We start from the raw sequence: 22,131 nt of genomic DNA on the forward strand, positions 1-22,131 counted from the left end.
TTAATCTCTCCTTTCTATTCTAGTTTGTACATCTTTTGGAATTTCTATTAAATCTCCATTAGAATCTTTTATATAATTTCCTCCTTTTTCTCTAATCCTCTCTTCTTTAGCCAACTGATCAGTTTTATCTGCTGTTTGTGAAGTAACCTCAATAGAATCAACAGCTTTACCATCTTTTGTAACAACAAAATCTATTCTTCTTGCTTCACCTGTTTTATCATCTTTTACAATATTACCATCTTTATCTCTTAGATAAGCCTCTGATTCTATTTTATATCCTTCACTTTCAGGATATTTCTCTTTCAATTCATTTTCAACTTCATTTTCTCTACGAAGACCTTCTGCTTTGTTTTCTATAATGTTCTCATTAAACTTTTCAAATTTAGGAGTAAAATCCCTATTATTTCCTCCATAAACTTCATTTTTATTCCCAAAATTTGGAGTTAAATCTTTAGTACTATTTGAAAAATTATTATTTAAATTTTCAGAATTTTTTTCAATCATAATATACCTCCTTTATGAAATTTCTCAACCCAATTATTATATGCATCTATTCTAAAAAAACCTATAAAACTAGCATGTATTAGCATTAAATTCATAGCCTCTAAAGCATATTTACTATCAAGTTCATTATTCATATTTGTAATATCTCTAAAAATATTATTATGCCAAATTTCAAAATCTGTATAAACTTTATTAGATGCCAATAAATCAGCACCATTTAGTATATCATATACAGCCAATGAGAGTTTTGACTTATCAGTATTTTCATTACTTAATATTTCTCTTATATTAATTTTGGCAGATTCAGCTATATTAATATCATCTAAAGAATCAATAATATTCTTATCAATATTCTCATTAAATGATTTTTGTACTAAACACTTGAGTATATTACCCTTAGTAGATTTATTTTCTATAAAGTTTTTATCTTCTCTTTTATATGATTTTCCATCTTCGATAACATTATAATAACCAACCTTACACAAAACACTATCAGTCCAATTATTCTGATAAACTGCTGCAACTCCTGTATGAAGTCTGGATAATTCATCTATCTTATCCTCATCTAAGCCAGCCGCTTTTCCTACAGCTTCCCTATCTGAATACTCGGGAAGTCTTAGAATAATTTTCGTATTAGTATTTCTTATGGCTGACATATCCACTGCTGAAGGTGATTGATCCGATATAATAAAACCTTCTCCATAAGTACGCATTTCAGCAATAGAGTTTGAAAGCATCTCAACTGATTTTCCTACTAAATTGGCACTTTCACTTACCTGCTCAGTAGAAGTTCTTTTTAATATATTATGAGCTTCTTCTAATATGGTAACATGTTTTAATTCTTGATTCATTTTTTGAGATGATGTTCTGTATTCAGAAAGCTTCATTATAAGTATACCCATTATCATTGATTTAGTTTCTAATGAACCTATTCTACTTAAATCAACTATAGCATTTTCATCAAACAATATTTCATTTTCTATTTCTTTAGACGAAAATATTCTTCCTATTATACCATTAGTAAGAGATTTTACCCTTGTAACCAATGAGCCTGTATAATTACTTTTTACTTCCTGAGAATAATCAGAAGAGTCTATAACATTTTTTAAATTATTCAAAACATCTATAAAATTAGGAAATATATTGTTTCCATATTTATTAACAGATGTATCTAAATCCCAGCCCGTATCAATATAAGATTTTTCAACAGCTTCTTTTAAAACAGCAGGCATAGCAGCATACATAGGCCAGCAAACATTGAATATATCTATAAGTCTGTCAATATGTTCAAGTACATGTATACTTTCATGAAAACTAAAAGGATTAATTCTTAAAAGCTCAGTATAGTATGGATTAGTACCAAATACATGAACATCATTTCTATGACCAAATACATTTTTATATTCACCCTTAGCAGGCTCTATTACAAGAAATTTAACATTTTTAGCATAAAATCCTTCTATGATTTTATAAACAGCATTACTTTTTCCTGCTCCTGTTGAACCTGTTATGAATGTATGCGAAGCTAAACTTTTCACATTAAGATTAACTTCTGTATTTTCTTCTTCTCCCAAATGAAATACTTTTCCTAAATTGATGCTGTTGGAATTATCTATATTGTCATAAGAAACTATTTCTCTAGCAAAAGGAGTATATTTAATAACGGGAACGCCAGCAACACTTTTTTGAGGAAGCCCAGCCTGTATAGCCATTTCAAGACTGCTAACTGTAACAGCAGGAGAAATTAAAGGCAAATCATCTGTAAGCTTAAAAAGAGGATGATGCATCTTTGCTACATAGTTCAAAACCTCTTTTTTATTAGTATTATCATTATTCCATAAATTAATTGCTCCTGTTTCAACAGAAGAACCCTCACCTCTTACTAAAGACTGATACATACTTGAAACAACTCTGTTAGTCTGAGCATTTCCAGTGATAAAATAAGCAGAACTTTTCCAAACACCCACATCTTCGCATTCATTAAGACGCTCTAATTGTTTGTCTATCTCTGCTAATATATTAGTTATCATCTTATTTTCAGAAGTAATTTGTAAAGTTTTACCAGAGCCTATAGTTTTTGTAGTGCCTTCTGAAGTAGAAGAACTTGTAGTGTCAGTATCGCTATGTCCTGTAGTATCAGATTTAGATTTTCCAAAAGACTGTGCTAATCCAAAATTCAAAGCACCAAATAAACCCGCACTTAATCCGCCTGATAAAAAAGTACTAGCAGAAACAATATAAGATATACCGGCACTAACACCTGCACTAATAAAAGCCCCTACATTACCTCCAATAGAAGTACCTGCAGAAAAAGTTGTTGTTCTTGATTTAGTTTCTGTATGAGATACACTTTCTGATACAGAATGAGAAATACCCTCTGTAAGAGTTTTTGTTACAGCATCGCTTTCATTGCTTGAAAAACTTAATTGTGTTGTTCTAAAAGGAGATAATTGACTGTAAATACTTTCATAACCATTTCTTATAATCGATATTTCATTAGGGCTTACAGGATCGGATATAATAATAACAGAATATTTTTCCCCTTTCATCGCATCTATGAGCTTTTCTATACCTTGAGCAAAATCATTTTTTCCGTCTTCATAATCGCTCTTTTTTACTCCTGCAATAGATGAACATGAAGAAATTATTTTATTATCCCCGTAATATTTATCAGTTAATTCTTTTATCCTAGTATTGTCAAGATTTTCTATATCACTTCCAAAGAAATTACCTTTTATAGATCTTTCTAATACTTTGCTTGAACTTGATAAAGTTTTTTCAAATGATTTTACCCCAATATAAAAATCTGTTTTCTCACCATCACTTTCTATAATAGTAATAACAGATGAATTTGTATTATAAATAGAATGAAATACCGAAGATAATTTTACTTGATTATTTTCTTTATTTTCAAACACAATGCTGTTAATTTTATAAAATCTTAAATATTCTCCTGCTTCTTTTCTGCTTATATTGTTATCCAAAGGAACAACATTTAAAGCTGTTAAATTAGGCAAATACTTTTTCATTACAACGGTATCAACCTTTGCTAAAGCCTCTATAAGCTCTGTTTGATTTCTATTATCAAGCATCTCTGTTTTATTTTGAGTTATTATATCAGACATTATTAATCCTTTTTACTAAAACTATTTTTGCGGATTTCATTCACCTCATGAATATATTTTCCTGTGGCTTTAACAAACCCTTTTCCAAATTCTTCAAGCCCTTCAAAAAAATCACCAAATGAATTGAAAACATTTTCTACTGCCGACTTTCCTTTTTTCTCATAATCTTCCCTATTCATTTTCCAGCGGCTATTGCTATAATTATACCTATCACCACTACCGCCCCCACTGCTATAGCGATAGGACTTATCTTTGGGGACTCGGTGCTTCCCTCTGTATTTTTATATGATGAAGTTCTAGGAGGATAAAGTTTTGCACTCATTTTTTTTAATTGTCTTACTTTTTCCATAGTGAATTCATTTCTTAAACTTACAGCCAATTCTGTCCAATAGCTTTCAGTCCATTCGCTTTCAGGCTTAAATGTCTCGCCTTTATCTGCTGATATAAATTCAGGAACTCTTTCTTTAGCATAATTTAATATATTATCAAAATTATCTATAGAAAAAGATCTGTCTGTATTTAATGCTATATACAATGCATTCTTTATTCCTTCTACATCCCTTTTTGCTATAAATTCATTTAAAGTATCACTAGGTTTAAAATTACTCATATTTATTTCCTCCTTAATTTTTATAATTCTATTACAGAATTTAATTTATTAATAAAATATTCAAGCCATAATTTATTCTTCTTGTTTTCAGCTATAAATTTTTCTACCTGTTCCTTTGAAGAAGTCATATTTTTCAAGGAATTTATCTTATTTGAAACTACAATTTCAAGCTCATCAATCTGAGATAAAAACTTTTCCTTTATTCCTTTTATAAGTTCTTCATTTGCATATTTCTCTATTCTAACACATTCTTTCTGTACATTATCAAATATTTTTGTTAATATATCATTATTATACTCTAATATATCAAATTTATCAGTAATATTTATATTAATAAAAGGAATTATACCAAATTTTTTGAAACTTACACCCTTGCCTTTGATATGCTTATCCATACCAGAACGAATATCATTAATTGAAGAATCAAATAAATCATTAAACTGGAAATCAGATTTATCTCTTTCAAATCCATCTATATCGATTTCTTCTAATAAAGAATTTATTTCTTTTCTGTATTCATCTATCATAGTATTTGAAAATTCTATTATATCAGAATATATTTGAGATTCAATTTCTGCAGAAAAACTTATTAATATCTCTTTTACTATTTCTTCAAATCTTCTTATATATTCTTCCCCTTTTGACTTACTTACAATATATGGATCATTATTTCCTGCCAAAGCCCCAAAAATACCGCCTATACCTAATGCTGCTCCCACTACTGCTAATGGAGCAAAGGCAAGTGCAGCAGGTATAGCAGCTAAAGCCGGTATGGCAGCTGCTGCTTTAGCTAAAGTAGGTAAAGGTTTACCAACAATAGATTCAACAATATAATTAACTTCATTATACAATCTATCTCCAACATCTCCAACTATTATATTTAGTTCATTATCTATTTTTTTAGATATATCAAGTTCCTCTATCCTTTTTTTATATTCTTTTCCTCTATTGCCGTCTGCTATCTGCTTATTTATATATGCTATTTTTTCATTAAACTCTTTAAGTTTAGCCTCATTACCTGAAAGAGCATCAGCAATATTATTTTCCATATTTCTTTCTTTAATATAACCAATAAAAGTATTTACACCTTTTGTTATTTTCTCAGCCATTGCATACTTTTCCAAATAATCATTTATAGCAATCTCTACTGCAGGTATGCCTGAATGAACTAGTAAAGTATCAAGCTCATCTTCTGCATTGTTTAACATTGCATTTATTTTATCATGTCCGCTCTTTGAAAGTGATGCATATTTGGAAAGATGAAGTTCATCAAACTTTTCAAATAATGATTTTATAGTTTCAAAATCCCCTTCTTGTTTTATGCTAAGTTTATCATTCTTTTTTTTAAGTTTTGTAATCAAAGCTGCCTGAGCCGATACTAAATATATATTAGGTTTTTCTATTCTGTGTGATTTTAAATATGAAACAACATCATTATATACTTCTTTGATAGAATCTCCAGCTTCTAAATCAAATGTATCTAATTTATTTACTACAAATAAAAATCTGTCTTTGGCCTGTTTGCCTGCCTTCTCCATTGCTTTTGAAACTGAAGATAAAAGCAAATTATCATCATTAGTAGAAAGCTGCGTAGCATTAAGTACATATAATACTAAAGGCTCTGATTCATTTATAACTTTATATGTTTTTTCTTTATGTCTTTCATCTCTTGAATTATTTGGTCCTGGTGTATCAAGTAAAACAAGCTCCAAATTATGAGATGATACAAATGGAATATCTGTTTTTATATCTATATATGAAACTTTTTCATTATCATTAAACTCTCTCATATCTTTTACTGTAACATTAGAAACTTCATCAATTACAATATTTTCATTGGCATCTCTACATATAACAGAAGTACCTTCCATACCGTCTACATCTCTAATTCTTGCTATTGTAGCAGTACAAGCCTTATTTTTTGAAGGCATTAATTCTCTGCCTAAAAATGAATTTAAAAGTGTGGATTTTCCGCTGCTCATAGTGGCTATTACAGCAAGTTCAAATTCCTTTCCTATAGCTTCATTGAACTGCTCAGTAACTTTTTCTTCTTTTAATTCTTCAAAAGGACTAGTAGTTATCATGTAGCCAAATAGTTCTTTTAACTCTTTTAATCTGTCATCTACAGAACGCACTTGTTGATGTACTATAGTAATATTTGTATTATTAACTTTATTAAAATTATCAACCTCAAGCTGTAAATCCTCATAATCAAGTACAGTACCTTTAAAAGTTAAATTAAAGTTATCATTTATATTTTCATAAAGTATGGTAATTAATTGATCAAGCCAAAACTGAAGTCTTTTTCTGCTGTTTATATATTCATAAATTTTAGACTCAGTATCAAACTTTTCTCCGTCTTCTTTTACTATAAACTCTAATGTGAAAGGATTATATTCTATATATATTTCTTTCATTATTCACTCCCATTTATTTCTTTATTTATTATATTTCTAATTAAATTAATAGATGTCTTATTAAGCATATCATTTATTTTTTTTGTGCTGTATTTATTATTTTTCATAATAATATATTCTTCTTCAGTATTTATACTATTATCAATATTATCATATAATTTATAATCTTTATAATATGAAGGAAGATTCATTCTATCATCTTCAAAAATATTATAAAATGTATTAAAAGATCCTCTCTCTTTAATAGTAAGCTCTTCAGATTTCAATATTTTTCTAAACACTCTTGCAGCATCAGCTGATAAAGGTATTATTATAGGAGAAGTAAAACCAACATTTTCAATATCTTTTTTTACAGTATCAATTATTTCTTCTATAGTTTCTCCGCTTTCAAAATCGCAGTCATCAATTTTATTTATCAAAAATAATATTTTAGCATTCTTGTTTTTATTATATGCTTCATACACATTATTCATCATAGCATAATTATCATTTGTGGTAGGATTATGAGCATTAATTAAATATATAAATAAATCTATTTTACTGTTTTCTAAAAACTGATTTGTTATATTCCCATGCTTTTCATTTCTAGAATTATTAGCTCCCGGAGTATCATGAATAACTAATATTCCTTTTTTTGAATGTATATATTTAATATCTGTTTCTAAAAATATATGATCCACATCATCATTATTATTCCATTCTTCTATTACTTGTTTTGTTATCTCATTTGAAAATATATAAGACTTATTATCATCTAATGAGCAGCCGCCAAATATTTTATCTTCCATATTATCATTGTCGCTTATAGAAGTTATTTTAGCAGTACATGCTTCATTTTTTGAAGGTATAAAATCTTTATTTAGAATAGCATTTATAAAAGTTGATTTTCCTGCACTCATAGTTGCAAATACACCTACATTATAGACTGGAAGCGATATATAGTTAGTTATTATCTTCACATTCTTAAGCAAATCATCAGACAATTCTATCAAATTTTTATTATTAGAGCTTACTATCAAATTTTCTAATTGAGTTCCTAGTTCTTTAAAATTACATGTGCATAAAATATCTTTTAATTTTTCAAATAGTATATTTTCTTCTTTATTTAATTTGAAATAAGTAATAAGTTTATTAATGTCTTCATTTACAATATGATTTTTAATATTTTTCCTATCATCAATAGCTATAATCAAATACCTTATAAATAATAATTCAAATAAGAAGAATATTCTAAAATTATACTTTTTTATCCCTAAAAACGGAATTATATCAATAAAAAAATTACCAGTTTTTAATTTCTCTTTATAACCATTCAAAATAGTATTTATATCATTATCAATCTGATTATCATTAGGAAAATTATAATCTTTAAAATTCAAATGATTAGCATAAGAATGAAGAAACAAATATAATGAACTATCCTCTGAAATATCCATATCTTTCAAATAGTATGAAAGTAAATTAATAAAAGAAAATCTTATATTATCATTAAAATATAATAATTTTAAATTTTTAAGTGATATTCTAAAAAGCATAAGCTTATTATTAAGCATAATTGAATTAATTTTATTCATAACTTACTCTAAAATAAATATTGTATTATAATAACATAAAACATAAATAATACAAGTAGTTTTATATATTTTTACATATAAAAGGTTATAATTCTATTATATTTATAACTTTATCAATAAAATCATCGAGCCAAATTTTATTAATTTTAATTTCTTTTACACGGTTTTCTATACTTTCTGCATTTCTGATAATACCTCTAAGGACATTAAGTTTTTCATAAATACCGTCATATTTGTCTACTAGCTTAACCTCATCTGATATTCTTCTATTAAACTTTTTAAGTTTCATCTCATTTTCTAGAAGAGCTGCAGCAATATTATTTTCAATGTTCTTCTCTTTGATATAGCCAATAAAAATGTTTACACCTTTTCTTATTTTTTCAGTAATTACATACTTTTCTAAATAGTCATTTATAGCAATTTCTACTGCAGGTACACCTGAATGGACTAGTAAAGTATCAAGCTCATCTTCTGCATGTTTTAACATTTCATTTATTTTATCATGTCCTCTATTTGAAAGAGATGCATATTTGGAAAGATGAAGTTCATCAAACTCTTCAAATAATGATTTTATAATTTCAAAATCCCCTTCTTGTTTTATGCTAAGTTTATCATTCTTTTTTTTAAGTTTTGTAATCAAAGCTGTCTGAGCTGATACTAAATATATATTAGGATTTACTATTCCATGACTTTTTAAATATGAAATAACATCTTCGCGTACTTTCTCTATAGAATCTCCTGCCTCTAAATCGAAAGCATCTATCTTATTTACTACAAATAAAAACCTGTCTTTAGCCTGTTTGCCTGCCTTTTCCATTGCTCTTAAAACTGAAGATAAAAGTAAATTATCATCATTTGTAGAAAGCTGTGTAGCATTAAGTACATATAATACTAAAGCATTCGATTCATTTATAACTTTATATGTTTTTTCTTTATGTCTTTCATCTCTTGAGTTATTTGGTCCTGGGGTATCAATTAAAACAACATCAAAATTATGAGATGATACAAATGGAATATCTGTTTTTATATCTATATATGATACTTTTTCATTATCATTAAACTCTTTCATATTTTCTACAGTTATATCTGTAACTTCATTTATTACTACATTTTCTTTATCATCTAAACATATAGCAGAAGCCCCTTCCATACCGTCTACATCTCTAATTCTTACTATTGTAGCAGTACAAGCCTGATTCTTTGAAGGCATTAATTCTCTGCCCAAAAATGCATTTAAAAGAGTAGATTTTCCGCTGCTCATAGTAGCTACTACAGCAAGTTCAAATTCTTTTCCTATATCTTCATTGAACTGCTCAATAATTTTTTCTTCTTTTAATTCTTCAAAAGGAGCTGTATCTATCATATAGCTAAATAAATATTTTAATTCCTTTAATCTGTCATATACAGAACGCACCTGTTCATGTACTAAAGTTATATTTGTATTATTAACTTTATTAAAATGCTCAACCTCAAGCTGTAAATCTTCATAATCTAGTATAGTACCTTTAAAAGTTATATTAAAGGTATCATTAATATTTTCATAAAGTATAATAATTAATTTGTCAAGCCAAAACTGAAGTCTTTTTCTGCTGTTTATATATTCATAAATTTTAGACTCAGTATCAAATTTTTCTCCGTCTTCTTTTACTATAAGCTCTAATGTAAAAGGATTATATTCTATATATATTTCTTTCATTATTCATACTCACAATAAAATAGTCAAAATATAGTTCAAATATTATACAATATATACATAAAAAATCAAATAAAAACACTAAAAACAAAAAATCCGTAAGAGTAATTATTACTCCTACGGATTTCTATTTATTCACTTTTATTATTACTTAATTAAGCACCTAAAACACCGCTGATTAAGAATGCAGTAGCGAAAGAAACGATAGCGTAAAGTTCTGGGAATACAGCAACGATGATAGTGTTACCAAATACATCATAACCATTACCTATAGCTTCAACACCATTAGCACAAACTTTACCTTGGAATATAGCAGAAACCATACAAGCTAAACCAACAGCAATACCAGCACCTAATATAGCAGCACCTTGGAATATACTTATATCAGCTGTCAAATAAGGCTGCATAATGAAGAAAGCAGCAAAACCATAAAGACCTTGTGTACCAGGCAAAGCACTTAAAACAAGACAGCTACCGAAAGCATCTTTATTTTTCTTTAAAGCACCAACTGTAGTCATAGCAGAAATAGAAGTACCAACCGCACTACCAATACCAGACATACCTACCATTAAGCCTGCACCTAAATATCCTAATAAAAGTGCTGTGTTCATTGTAAAACCCATAATAAAATCTCCTTTTTTAGATTAATGAAATATAATTTTTATATTAATTTTTATTTATAAAAAACTTAAAACTAAATTAAGCCGCTTTTTTAAGAGGCTTATACTCTTTACCGCCGCCTTCAAAACCAACGTTATTGTAGAACTCTACAAATGTTAATCTCAAAGGGTGTACCAAAGCACCAAGTATGTTTAGTAAGAATATAGCAATATGACCTACTACAAGGAATACTACCATTATTACAACACCAACACCAGGTATAGCTTTGAAACTCATACCTATTTGGTTTATTACCAATGCTAATATAGAACCAGAAGCACCTAAAGCAAACAAACGTATGTATGAAAGTGTATCACCCATTATACCAGTAGCAGCGAAGTACACACCAAGTATAGAGTTTAATACATCTGGTTTTTTACCAACATTAGAAAGTATTACTAAGAATACCAAACCAACAACTATTAAAGCATAATATATAGTGCTGAATTGTTTAATAACTTCCATTTTCTGCATATCGCCCAAGAACCATAAAACAAGTCCTGGTATAAATAGAAGCTTACCAACAGCAGCAAATATATCGCCTATAGAGCTGGTTTTAATTCTGTCTACAACACCAACAACCAAAGCAAAACATATATGAAGTACGCCTATAAGCAATGCAGTATTAAATGGAGTTAAGAACCAATTTTCTTTAGTATCAGTAATAATCAAATATTTACTTAAAGCAGCAAATAAAGGTATTTGAGTGTTGGAAGGTATGCTGACACCGAATACGCTTCCTCCATTAATGATACCCATAATAGTAGTACATATACCCAATGTTAGGGCAAGTATACCTACTCCTCTTAAACTTCCCTTTAATACAGTGAATAAGCCTATCAAAGCAACTATAGTTAATACTACACCATAACCAGAATCGCCGAAACAATAAGCAAAGAATAACGGATAGAAAACAGCTATCATAGGAGTTAAATCTATCTCGAAATAATTCGGCAATTGGAATAATTTAGTAATAAGCTCATAAGCACCTGAATATTTATTGTTTTTAAGTTCAACAGGTACTTTATCATCTTTACTAGGGTCTTCCAATATATAAGCTATATTTTTAGCATCTAATAAAGATTTTACTTCACTTTCTTTATCTTTAGGTACATAAGCTTCTACATAAAGTATTTTGCCTTCAGTACCTTCGCTAGCCACAAAACTTTCTTTAGCCTCTTCAAAGTGATTAGATATATTAAGAGTGTCTATCTCTTTATTAATAGCTTCTATATATACTTGATTTTTAATAATCTCTGTTTCATTATTTTCGATTTCTTTATCAAGTTCAGCTATTCTTGCATTTATATCATTATAAGATTTAGAAGGCATATTGATAATATCAAAAGGAAGTGTTTCTTCAGTACCTTCTTTTTTGAAAGCAACAAAATAAACTTTTCCAGCCTCTTCTTTGATAGTGCAAGTAAATATATCTTTAAGCTCTGAGAAGTTATAATCATTATATTCTTTAGCATTAGCACTATAGAATAAAGTATTATATCCAGTTTTTTCTTTTAAGTCATTCAATTTGTCAAAGCTAAAATTACCGAAAGGAGCCACTACTGATAATTCTTTTTTAAGCGTATCTCTTTCAGTTTTTAATTTATCAGAAGCCTGAGAAGTATTAATAACATTTTCTATTACTTCAGATGCTTTTTTAGAAGTATTTTCAGCTTTAACATTAGAAACATCTTTTTTAGCTTTTTTAGCATCAGACAAAGCATTATTAATAATAGCTTTAGCCCTTGAAGCATCATGTTTTTTAGCAGCGATATTATCTATCTCTTCACTAGAAACACCGTTTGCAATTTCTATATGCACAAGCCCAAGAGATGCTAAATCATTTAAAGTTTTTTCCTTATCCTCATGAAAGACAAAGAGAGAGAGTTTCTTCATTTTTCTAATCATAAAGACGCCTCCTTAGCTCTGTTTCTTTCTTTAACTATTTTTTGAGAAGACTTACTTAAATTGTCTTCGTCTTCCATATACCTTTTAATCTTGATTATAGCAGTTTTATATTCTGGGATTTGAACTTTCTCATAGAGGTTAACTTTCTGAGTAGTTTTTTTCCTAGCATAAGCCAAAGCATTAAGTCTAGCCTCAGTCATTTCAATTTTTACCTGAATAGTCATAAGGCGTTCAAACATGCTGATAGCAAGTCTAATCCAAGAAGGCATATTAAAAAGGCTGACATTTTCAATAGCGAAGTCTATATCAGATAGTATAGAAACTTTAACACCTGCAATGTTTTTTAATTCTGAATTGATTTTTTTGATTTTTACTATTTCTGGGAAATCAGTCCAAAATCCATTGTAGTTTTGATTTTCTTTAACTAATTTTTGATATTCTTCTTTAAGTAATTCAATCTCAGCGGTAATCTTTCTCACCTCAAGACGTAAAGCTGCCTCTTTACTTTTCAAAGTAGGAAGAGCTTTCTCACGAATAGTAAGCTGGCGTCTTAGGTTTTGAAGAGCCGTTTTATTGTATTGAAACTTTAATGCCATATTTTTACCTACTTTTTTAAATTAGTTTGACCATTTGCCGTATTTTTCTACCAATGATTCTTTTACACCCACTTCTGCTTTACTGAAATACTTACCCATCAATTCCCAGCCTGTTTCCAACATCTCATCAATTTTTATGTTAATATCTATAGCAAGTAATCTTTCAGAATATTCAGCAGCATATTTCAAACATCTTTCATCGTATTCTGTCAAGTCGAAACCGTTTTCTTTTTTCATTTTAGCATTAGCAGCATCTGAATAAAGACGAACCAAAGTGTTCATTACAGCAGGGTGATCTTCTCTAGTTTTTTTACCTATAACCAACTGTTTCAAACGTGAAAGACTTCTGAATGGGTCGATGATTGTTTTACCTATATCAGAGTCACGTCTTAAATAAAGCTGACCTTCAGTGATGTAACCAGTGTTATCTGGTACAGCGTGAGTAATATCACCTTCGTTAAGAGTAGTAACAGCAATAATAGTGATAGAACCTCCGTCTGGGAACTGAGCTGCTTTTTCGTATATTTTAGCAAGGTCAGAATATAGTGAACCCGGCATAGAGTCTTTAGAAGGAATTTGATCCATTTTGTTTGATACTATAGCCAAAGCATCGGCATAAAGAGTCATGTCTGTAAGAAGAACAAGCACTTTCTCTTTTTTCTCAACTGCGAAATATTCAGCAGCTGTACAAGCCATATCTGGAATCAAAAGTCTTTCTACTGGAGGGTCATCAGTAGTATTGATGAAACATATAATTTTATCCAAAGCACCAGCTTCAGTAAATGTATTTTTAAATGATAAGTAGTCATCGTTAGAAAGTCCCATACCGCCAAGTATGATTTTATCAGCTTCAGCTCTTAATGCTACCTGAGCAAGAACTGCGTTGTAAGGCTGGTCTGGGTCTGCGAAGAACGGTATTTTCTGTCCAGTAACAAGAGTATTGTTAAGGTCAATACCAGCAATACCAGTAGCAATAAGTTCAGAAGGCTGTTTTCTTCTTACAGGGTTTACAGAAGGACCTCCGATTTCTACCTCTTTACCTTCAACTTCAGCACCGCCGTCAATAGGCTCACCGTAAGCATTAAAGAATCTTCCAGCAAGAAGCTCGCTTACTTTAAGTCTAGGAGGTCTGCCTAAGAATACTACTTCAGCGTTAGTAGGTATACCTTCAGTACCTTGGAAAACCTGAAGTGTAACAATATCTCCAATCATTTTTACAACCTGAGCAGGTCTTCCTGCTACAAGAGCCATTTCATCGTTACCGACATTTTCTGCTCTTAAAGATACAGTTGCTTTAGTAATCTGTACTAATTTTGTATATACTTTTTGAAATGCTTTAGGCATGTGTTATACTCCTTTCAGCAAATATTGATTCCATCTCAGCTGTGTATTTTTTGTGATCATCAGACTGATATACAGAATAGTTCATCTGTTTGAATGCGTTGATAAGTCTTTTGAAATAAGTACCTACTTCGCTGTAATCATCAAATCTGTAATCAGCTTCTACAACTTTCATAACTTGATTTAATAATTCTTTTTGTCTTTCTATAGGACAGTTTTTATCTACTTTATCGAAAGCATCTTGCTGTAAGATAACGAAGTCTATAAGCTCAGCTTTCCATAAACGCTGATGGTATTCAAGAGGTACTGCGTCATCACCAAGAATGCTTATTTGGTCATTAGCTTCCTGTCCTCTTCTGGCAATATCTTTAGCTTTAATAACTTTTTCTGACCAGCCTTTTTCTATATTAGTATCAGAGAATTCTATGAACTCTGGATATTCAATATATTTAGAATAAGAATCTAATGGGTCAACAGCAGGATATCTTTTACTGTCGGCACGTTTTTGTGATAAAGCGTAGAAACATCTAGCTGCTTTACGAGTAGATTCAGTTACTGGCTCTTTCAAGTTACCACCTGCAGGAGATACTGTACCTATGAATGTAATAGAACCTGTTTCTCCGTTATTTAAGTATACGAAACCTGATCTAGCATAGAAACTAGAAATAATAGCAGGCAAGTCAATAGGGAACGCGTCCGGACCAGGTAATTCCTCAAGACGGTTAGACATCTCTCTTAAAGCCTGAGCCCAACGAGAAGTAGAGTCAGCAAGAAGAAGAACTTTAAGTCCCATTGATCTGTAATATTCAGCAATAGTCATACCTACATAAACTGAAGCTTCACGGGCAGCTACTGGCATGTTTGAAGTGTTACAGATGATAGTAGTTCTTTCCATCAAACTTCTTCCAGTTCTTGGGTCTATAAGTTCTGGGAACTCAGTAAATATTTCTACTACCTCATTAGCCCTTTCACCACATGCTGTCATTATAATCAAGTCAGCATTTGCATTAGTAGCCAAAGCGTGCTGTAATACTGTTTTACCTGCTCCGAATGGTCCAGGGATAAATCCAGTACCGCCTTCAGTTATAGGGTTGAATGTATCTATAGTTCTAACACCAGTTTCCAACAATTTAAATGGTCTTGGTTTTTCTTTATAAGCTTTAATAGTAAGTTTTACAGGCCAAGTTTGTATCATAGTTACATTAACTTTTTCACCGTTAGAAGTTTTGATAACAGCTAATGTGTCTTGTAAATGATAAGTACCAGCTGATGCTACGCTTTCAACAACGCCTTTTCCTTGAAACTTGAAAGGAACCATTATTTTATGGTCGATCCAACCTTCTTTTACAGCACCTATCCAGTCGCCTGCAGCTACTTCATCTCCAGCTTTAGCTATTGGAGTAAAGTTGTAAGTTGATTCTTTGTCTTCAGAAAGATTGTTATATTTACCTCTTTCCAAGAATACACCTTGTAATTTATCAAGGTCATTTTGAAGTCCGTCAAAGTTTTTACCTAGAAGTCCAGGTCCTAATTCAATTTCCAACATTGAACCAGTAAACTCTACGGCATCACCTAATTTTACACCCCTAGTAGATTCAAATACCTGAGCACTAGCACTAGTACCAGATATTTTAATTACCTCAGCCATAAGTTTCGCATTACCGCAAGATACATAACATATCTCGTTTTGTGAAACAGGACCGTCTACCTCTATTGAAATTAGGTTTGATATAATAGCAGTTACATTACCTTTAGTCATTTCTATCTCCTAATTAATTATACACAGACGCTTTTGATTTTAAAGAACTAATTAGCGTCTCCAAATGCTTTTTACCTTCCTCTTCATTCCTTCCATTTATACTAACAGCATAAGTAAGATTTATATAGTAAGCAAAAACATTATCTGTGGTAAAAGATTTTATAGATGTAGCTCTATCCAAAAACTCTTTTACTAAAGAACATTCAATATTTTCCATATTGTATGGGTCTGCTTTATCTGAAGAATTGAATGTGTCAATAATACTGTTTATATAAGGCATATCCTTACCTACTCCGAAATCTGAAGCGGTAGATTTAGTTAAAGCGGATATTAATGAATAGTCGCCTATTAACTCTTTTGATATTTCTTCACTTGAAAACCCTAAAGCTCTTCCATTTAAAGCTACCAATATATTTTTCAAATCACGCATAAATGAAGCATAACTTCTTATAAATGAATTGCCGCTTTTTATCATCTCTTCATAATACAAAGCAAGTAAAGCATTTTCTATATGTCTTACATTTTCCCATTCAACATTTTTATTATCTTCTAGAAATTTATTCATATATGACGGCAAATTAGAAATTGTACTGTATTTCTGAATCTCTTCTTTACTGAATATTGAAGGTTCTATATGCTCTATATAAGGACTGAATAAACCTTTTTGCTTAGCTATAGCACTTACTAGATTTTTATTATCATTTTGATAAATAAGATAACTAAAAGATTTAGCATCTTTGGCACTTAAACTAGATAATATGCTTTGAGTAATTTCATTAATATCATACTTAGCCTTAGCATCAGAAAGTTTAACTTCGGGAAGACCTGAGATAAGATAATAATATGATCCCATACTCACCCCTCTTATTTACTAAAAATTACTTCTTCCGTTTTTGCTTTTATATAATCACTGAAAAACTCTACAAAATCCTCATCTGTAAACTGAAGCTGATAATTTCCGCCTTCAGGTACGATTTTAAAACCATTAGATAATTTTTTATCAAAGTTGATAGTAGCATTTTTTATAGCTGCTTTTATAGATTTTTCAAATGCTGAATCTATATCAGCTTTTTTTGATTCTGGGAAATACACTGTTACATCTGAATTAGTAGAAGATATATCCCATTTTTTTACTACTTCAAGAATTAAGTCTTTTAAAAAGCTAGTATCTGCAAAAGCTCCTTTCAAGCCTTCTTCGAGTACTTTAGCTGTTACCAATTCTTTTACTCTTTGTTTTAAAGCACTAATTGATTGCTCGCCTGCCATACGTACATCTGTTATTGTATTTTTCTTTAGCTCTTCTGACTTTCTTTCGGCTTCTTTAACAATTTCTTCGGACTTAGCTTCTGCTTCTTTTATTATTCTGTCAGCTTCGCTTTTAGCATTTGAGATTATTTCATCAGCTTTTTTGTTGGATTTTTCAACACCATCTTGATATATACGTTCAAGAAGGGAGTCTAATTTTTTCTCTTCAGCCATAATAACTCCTTAACGTTTTTTATAAATTGATTTATAGAAATTTTAAAATTTTCTCCAAAAAGACACCATCTTTATAGTTTACCAGTATTTTGAAAAAAATCAAGCAAAATAAAAAAAATATTGCTTACAGTATTAATTTTCATAATGCTCTAACAATTTTTAATAAATGTAAAACTTTTAAAGGCATATTGTATAAATATAATAAAAATATAAAACTATTTAAAAAATAAATTTAAATAAATATAAAATAAAAATTAAAAATATAAAAAATAAATATTAATAACAGACTTTTATATACAATAATAAACTACATTAAAAAAGCATAAAGTTTATTAAAATATAATGTCTATAACTTTCTAATAATTCTTAATTTAAATTATAATACATATTATTATAGCAAAAAAAATTAAGTAATACTTAAACACAATATCTTTTTCTTCTATATATTATTACTCTTAATACTAAAGAAAAAGTTATTTTTTATCATATTATAATATACTATATTAATCATTATCATTTGATTTTTAATAAAAAATATATTATATTTTAACATAAAAAGATAATATTTTAAATTCAAAAATTTGCTTTTGAAGATTATTAGGAGGATTAGATAATGGAATTTAATTTGTCTAAAACACATGAACTTTTCAGACAAATGATCAGAGAATTTGCTGAAAAAGAGGTAAAACCTTTAGCTGCAGAAGTTGACGAGGAAGAAAGATTCCCTGTTGAAACTGTAAAAAAAATGGCTGAAATAGGACTTATGGGTATACCTATTCCTAAAGAATACGGCGGAGCTGGCGGAGACAATTTAATGTATGCTATGGCTGTTGAAGAATTATCAAGAGTTTGCGGTACTACTGGTGTTATCCTTTCTGCTCATACTTCTCTTGGTACTTGGCCTATATTACAATTTGGTACAGACGCTCAAAAACAAAAATATATTCCTAAACTAGCTAGCGGAGAATGGCTCGGTGCTTTCGGGCTTACAGAACCAAATGCTGGTACTGATGCAGCAGGTCAGCAAACTACTGCTGTATTAGATGAAGCTACTCAAGAATGGGTTCTTAATGGTTCTAAAATATTCATCACAAACTCTGGTTATGCTAATGTATATGTTATATTTGCTATGACTGATAAATCAAAAGGATTAAAAGGTATTTCTGCTTTCATCGTAGAATCAACTGCTCCTGGATTTTCTATAGGTAAAAAAGAAAAAAAATTAGGTATCAGAGGTTCTGCTACTTGCGAATTAATATTTGAAAATGCAAGAATACCAAAAGACAACCTATTAGGAGAATTAGGCAAAGGATTTAAAATTGCTATGATGACTCTTGACGGAGGAAGAATAGGTATTGCTTCTCAGGCTTTAGGTATTGCTCAAGGTGCTCTTGATGAAACTGTAGCTTATGTAAAAGAAAGAAAACAATTCGGAAGAACTATCGCTAATTTCCAAAACACTCAATTCCAATTAGCTAACCTCGAAGTAAAAGTAGAAGCTTCAAGACTTCTAGTTTATAAAGCTGCTTGGAGAGAAAGCAATCATCTTCCATACTCTGTAGATGCAGCAAGAGCTAAACTATTCGCTGCTGAAACTGCAATGGAAGTTACAACTAAAGCTGTTCAGCTTCATGGCGGATACGGATATACTAGAGAATATCCTGTTGAAAGAATGATGAGAGATGCTAAGATTACAGAAATCTATGAAGGTACTTCAGAAGTTCAAAGAATGGTAATCGCTGGAAGCCTTTTAAAATAATATAATTAGTAAATAAACATTTATGGAGGAATAGAAATGAAAATAGTAGTTTGTGTAAAACAGGTGCCAGATACAACTGAAATTAGATTAGACCCTGTTAAAGGTACATTAATAAGAGATGGTGTTCCTAGTATAATGAACCCTGATGATAAAAGCGGATTAGAAGAAGCTTTAAAATTAAAAGATAAATACGGTGCTCATGTTACAGTAATAACAATGGGACCTCCTCAAGCTGAAGCTATATTAAGAGAAGCTTTTGCTATGGGAGCTGACAGAGCTATTCTTATAACTGATAGAAAATTCGGAGGTGCTGATACTCTAGCTACTTCTAATACTTTAGCTGCAGCTTTAAGAACTTTAGAATATGATCTTATTATCTCTGGAAGACAAGCTATAGACGGTGATACTGCTCAAGTTGGTCCGCAAACAGCTGAACACTTACAAATACCTCAAATTTCTTATGCTAAAGAAATTCAGTATAATGAAGCTGATAAATCATTAACTGTAAAAAGAGTAATAGAAGACGGATACTATCTATTAAATGTTCAATTACCTGCTCTAGTAACAGTATTATCAGAAGCTAACAGCCCTAGATACATGAGAGTTAAAGGAATAGTGGAAGCATATGATAAAGAAGTTGAAATATGGACATCAGAAACTATTAAAATAGACCCTTCATTGATAGGTCTTACTGGTTCTCCTACTAAAGTAAAAAAAGCATTTACTAAAGGAGCTAAACAAGCTGGTAAAGTATTTGAAGTTGATACTAAAGAAGCTGTTAATATCATAATTGAAAAATTAAAAGAAAAATTTGTTATCTAATAACAAATAACCTTAAATAAAGGAGATGAATAATGAATTTAAGTGATTATAAAGGAATATTAGTATTTGCTGAACAAAGAGATGGTGTACTTCAAAACGTAGGTTTAGAATTAATCGGAGAAGCAAAAAAACTCGCAGCTCAATTAAAAACACCTGTAACAGCTGTTTTAATGGGACATAATATACAAAATTTAGCTCAAACTTTAATAGAATATGGTGCTGATATAGTATTAGTAGTAGATAATGAACATCTAAAACTATATGATACTGAAGCATATGCCCAAGTATTTAAAGCAGTAATAGATGCGAAAAAACCTGAAATCGTACTATTAGGTGCAACTACTTTAGGAAGAGATTTAGCTCCTAGAGTATCTTCAAGAATGAATACTGGACTTACAGCAGACTGTACAAAATTAGACATAGACGAAGCTACAAATGTTTTCGGTATGACTAGACCTGCATTCGGCGGTAACTTAATGGCTACAATCGTATGTCCAGATCATAGACCTCAAATGGCTACTGTAAGACCTGGTGTTATGCAGAAAATGCCTAGAGAAGAAGGAAGAAAAGGTGAAATTGAAGTATTCCCTGTAAATATAGATACTTCTAAAATGAAAGTAAAAATCCTAGATATAGTAAAAGAAACTTCTAAAAAAGTTGACATTACAGAAGCTAAAATATTAGTATCTGGAGGAAGAGGCGTAGGTTCTAAAGAAAACTTCAAAAACCTTGAGGCTGTAGCTTCAAAAATAGGAGCAACAGTTTCTGGTTCAAGAGCAGCAGTAGACGCTGGATTTATAGAACAAGCAAGACAAGTTGGACAAACTGGTAAAACTGTAAGACCAAATATATATTTCGCTTGCGGTATATCTGGTGCTATTCAGCACATGGCTGGTATGGAAGAATCAGAATACATTATTGCTATAAACAAAGATAAAGACGCTCCAATGTTTGGCATTGCTGATTTAGGTATAGTAGGAGATGTAAACAAAGTACTTCCTCTATTAGCTGAAGAATTAGCAAAAGCAATAGAAGCTAAAAAAGCTAAGTAATAAAATTATTTAGAAATATTTTTTAATAAACAAGAGCAGGTACTGAAAATAAAATTTCTATACCTGCTCTATTTTTATTTAAATAAAAATATTATTAAAAACTATACTACGCTTCCATAATCGACTTCTTTTTTTATCATCTAATTAAATCATTATTTGTATACGATAATATATAACAAATATACAATAAAATTTAAATAACAATTAAGGAATAATTTATGAATAAATACGAGCATATATCAAAGATACTTATCTCAGAAGAAGATATAAATAATAAAGTTAAAGAATTAGCAGAAGAAATCTCTAATGATCTTAAAGATAAAGAAAATATACCCTGCATTATAGGACTTCTTAAAGGCTCATTTATGTTTATTGCAGACCTCACAAGATATATTGATGTGCCTGTAGAAATTGATTTTATGATAGTATCAAGCTATGGAAACAATAAAATAGGTTCTGAAATTAAAATACTAAAAGATGTTGATGTACCTCTTACTGGAAGAGATGTAATAATAGTAGAAGATATTATTGACACAGGCTGTACTTTAGAAAAAATATGCGAAGTATTAAAAACTAGAAATCCAGCCTCTCTTAAAATATGCACACTTCTAAACAAGCCTTCAAGAAGAAAAGTTGATATAAAAATAGACTATAATGGTTTTGATATAGAAGATGAGTTTGTAGTAGGCTACGGAATTGACTATGCTCAGAAATATAGAAACCTTCCTTATATCGGTGTTGTTGAATAAATAAACAATTATAACTCTACGCACGCAGAATAAACTTTTTATAAAAAATAGATTTAAACATTCTAATCTCACAATATGAAAAT

18 protein-coding genes are annotated in these 22,131 nt (G+C 30.0%); 4 read left to right on the plus strand and 14 right to left on the minus strand.

Going from position 1 to position 22,131, the window contains the following annotated elements; genetic code table 11:
• The 14 genes from F811_RS0111275 to F811_RS0111340 form a co-directional block, all read right to left on the minus strand.
• Positions 1-504 (minus strand): hypothetical protein, encoded by a 504-nt coding sequence (locus tag F811_RS0111275; RefSeq protein ID WP_020005348.1) that lies wholly within the window; start codon positions 502-504, stop codon positions 1-3.
• Complete coding sequence (locus F811_RS0111280; protein ID WP_020005349.1) at positions 501-3,629, minus strand: ATP-binding protein; 3,129 nt, start codon at positions 3,627-3,629, stop codon at positions 501-503. The genes F811_RS0111275 and F811_RS0111280 overlap by 4 nt, the downstream gene beginning before the upstream one ends.
• Positions 3,630-3,631: 2 nt before the next feature.
• Positions 3,632-3,808 (minus strand): hypothetical protein, encoded by a 177-nt coding sequence (locus F811_RS16535; protein ID WP_020005350.1) that lies wholly within the window; start codon positions 3,806-3,808, stop codon positions 3,632-3,634.
• A complete protein-coding gene (locus F811_RS0111290) occupies positions 3,805-4,239 on the minus strand; it encodes a hypothetical protein (RefSeq protein ID WP_020005351.1) in 435 nt (144 codons plus the stop codon). The genes F811_RS16535 and F811_RS0111290 overlap by 4 nt, the downstream gene beginning before the upstream one ends.
• Before the next feature lie 20 nt (positions 4,240-4,259).
• Positions 4,260-6,656: a dynamin family protein gene (locus tag F811_RS0111295; RefSeq protein WP_020005352.1), complete on the minus strand. Its 2,397-nt coding sequence runs from the start codon at positions 6,654-6,656 to the stop codon at positions 4,260-4,262.
• Positions 6,656-8,230, minus strand: a complete 1,575-nt coding sequence (locus F811_RS0111300; protein ID WP_020005353.1) for a dynamin family protein — start codon at positions 8,228-8,230, stop codon at positions 6,656-6,658. The genes F811_RS0111295 and F811_RS0111300 overlap by 1 nt, the downstream gene beginning before the upstream one ends.
• An 85-nt stretch (positions 8,231-8,315) precedes the next feature.
• Positions 8,316-9,926: a dynamin family protein gene (locus F811_RS0111305; protein ID WP_020005354.1), complete on the minus strand. Its 1,611-nt coding sequence runs from the start codon at positions 9,924-9,926 to the stop codon at positions 8,316-8,318.
• Positions 9,927-10,078: 152 nt separating this feature from the next.
• On the minus strand, positions 10,079-10,546 hold the full coding sequence (locus tag F811_RS0111310; protein WP_008721414.1) for a V-type ATP synthase subunit K: 468 nt from the start codon (positions 10,544-10,546) through the stop codon (positions 10,079-10,081).
• A 76-nt stretch (positions 10,547-10,622) separates the two neighbouring features.
• A complete protein-coding gene (locus tag F811_RS0111315; protein ID WP_020005355.1) occupies positions 10,623-12,491 on the minus strand; it encodes a V-type ATP synthase subunit I in 1,869 nt (622 codons plus the stop codon).
• A complete protein-coding gene (locus tag F811_RS0111320) occupies positions 12,488-13,087 on the minus strand; it encodes a V-type ATP synthase subunit D (protein WP_008721418.1) in 600 nt (199 codons plus the stop codon). Before F811_RS0111320 ends, F811_RS0111315 begins: the two co-directional genes overlap by 4 nt.
• 21 nt (positions 13,088-13,108) lie before the next feature.
• A complete protein-coding gene (locus tag F811_RS0111325; protein WP_013114055.1) occupies positions 13,109-14,431 on the minus strand; it encodes a V-type ATP synthase subunit B in 1,323 nt (440 codons plus the stop codon).
• The gene (locus F811_RS0111330) at positions 14,424-16,187 is read right to left on the minus strand and encodes a V-type ATP synthase subunit A (RefSeq protein ID WP_020005356.1); all 1,764 of its coding nucleotides are present in this window, start codon (positions 16,185-16,187) and stop codon (positions 14,424-14,426) included. Before F811_RS0111330 ends, F811_RS0111325 begins: the two co-directional genes overlap by 8 nt.
• 13 nt (positions 16,188-16,200) lie before the next feature.
• Positions 16,201-17,040 (minus strand): DUF2764 family protein, encoded by an 840-nt coding sequence (locus tag F811_RS0111335; protein WP_020005357.1) that lies wholly within the window; start codon positions 17,038-17,040, stop codon positions 16,201-16,203.
• Positions 17,041-17,051: 11 nt separating this feature from the next.
• Entirely contained in the window at positions 17,052-17,666 is a 615-nt protein-coding gene (locus F811_RS0111340) for an ATP synthase subunit E (RefSeq protein WP_020005358.1), read from the minus strand.
• Positions 17,667-18,279: 613 nt separating this feature from the next.
• On the opposite strand from F811_RS0111340, the gene F811_RS0111345 reads away from it, so the two are divergent.
• The 4 genes from F811_RS0111345 (at position 18,280) to hpt (ending at position 22,048) form a co-directional block, all read left to right on the plus strand.
• Positions 18,280-19,425, plus strand: coding sequence for an acyl-CoA dehydrogenase (locus F811_RS0111345; protein ID WP_020005359.1), 1,146 nt, complete (start codon positions 18,280-18,282; stop codon positions 19,423-19,425).
• Between the two features lie 36 nt (positions 19,426-19,461).
• A complete protein-coding gene (locus F811_RS0111350; RefSeq protein WP_020005360.1) occupies positions 19,462-20,247 on the plus strand; it encodes an electron transfer flavoprotein subunit beta/FixA family protein in 786 nt (261 codons plus the stop codon).
• Between the two features lie 32 nt (positions 20,248-20,279).
• Positions 20,280-21,299: an electron transfer flavoprotein subunit alpha/FixB family protein gene (locus tag F811_RS0111355; protein WP_020005361.1), complete on the plus strand. Its 1,020-nt coding sequence runs from the start codon at positions 20,280-20,282 to the stop codon at positions 21,297-21,299.
• Positions 21,300-21,517: 218 nt separating this feature from the next.
• Entirely contained in the window at positions 21,518-22,048 is a 531-nt protein-coding gene (gene hpt, locus F811_RS0111360) for a hypoxanthine phosphoribosyltransferase (RefSeq protein ID WP_020005362.1), read from the plus strand.
• The last annotated feature ends 83 nt before the right edge of the window (positions 22,049-22,131 follow it).

The sequence above is a fragment of the Brachyspira innocens ATCC 29796 genome (genome assembly GCF_000384655.1).
GTDB lineage: Bacteria > Spirochaetota > Brachyspiria > Brachyspirales > Brachyspiraceae > Brachyspira > Brachyspira innocens.

Coding starts and splice junctions, on each gene's coding strand:
- F811_RS0111275 (WP_020005348.1), bottom strand. CDS start 504: ATGATTGAAAAAAATTCTGAAAATTTAAATAATAATTTTTCAAATAGT.
- F811_RS0111280 (WP_020005349.1), bottom strand. CDS start 3,629: ATGTCTGATATAATAACTCAAAATAAAACAGAGATGCTTGATAATAGA.
- F811_RS16535 (WP_020005350.1), bottom strand. CDS start 3,808: ATGAATAGGGAAGATTATGAGAAAAAAGGAAAGTCGGCAGTAGAAAAT.
- F811_RS0111290 (WP_020005351.1), bottom strand. CDS start 4,239: ATGAGTAATTTTAAACCTAGTGATACTTTAAATGAATTTATAGCAAAA.
- F811_RS0111295 (WP_020005352.1), bottom strand. CDS start 6,656: ATGAAAGAAATATATATAGAATATAATCCTTTCACATTAGAGTTTATA.
- F811_RS0111300 (WP_020005353.1), bottom strand. CDS start 8,230: ATGAATAAAATTAATTCAATTATGCTTAATAATAAGCTTATGCTTTTT.
- F811_RS0111305 (WP_020005354.1), bottom strand. CDS start 9,926: ATGAAAGAAATATATATAGAATATAATCCTTTTACATTAGAGCTTATA.
- F811_RS0111310 (WP_008721414.1), bottom strand. CDS start 10,546: ATGGGTTTTACAATGAACACAGCACTTTTATTAGGATATTTAGGTGCA.
- F811_RS0111315 (WP_020005355.1), bottom strand. CDS start 12,491: ATGATTAGAAAAATGAAGAAACTCTCTCTCTTTGTCTTTCATGAGGAT.
- F811_RS0111320 (WP_008721418.1), bottom strand. CDS start 13,087: ATGGCATTAAAGTTTCAATACAATAAAACGGCTCTTCAAAACCTAAGA.
- F811_RS0111325 (WP_013114055.1), bottom strand. CDS start 14,431: ATGCCTAAAGCATTTCAAAAAGTATATACAAAATTAGTACAGATTACT.
- F811_RS0111330 (WP_020005356.1), bottom strand. CDS start 16,187: ATGACTAAAGGTAATGTAACTGCTATTATATCAAACCTAATTTCAATA.
- F811_RS0111335 (WP_020005357.1), bottom strand. CDS start 17,040: ATGGGATCATATTATTATCTTATCTCAGGTCTTCCCGAAGTTAAACTT.
- F811_RS0111340 (WP_020005358.1), bottom strand. CDS start 17,666: ATGGCTGAAGAGAAAAAATTAGACTCCCTTCTTGAACGTATATATCAA.
- F811_RS0111345 (WP_020005359.1), top strand. CDS start 18,280: ATGGAATTTAATTTGTCTAAAACACATGAACTTTTCAGACAAATGATC.
- F811_RS0111350 (WP_020005360.1), top strand. CDS start 19,462: ATGAAAATAGTAGTTTGTGTAAAACAGGTGCCAGATACAACTGAAATT.
- F811_RS0111355 (WP_020005361.1), top strand. CDS start 20,280: ATGAATTTAAGTGATTATAAAGGAATATTAGTATTTGCTGAACAAAGA.
- hpt (WP_020005362.1), top strand. CDS start 21,518: ATGAATAAATACGAGCATATATCAAAGATACTTATCTCAGAAGAAGAT.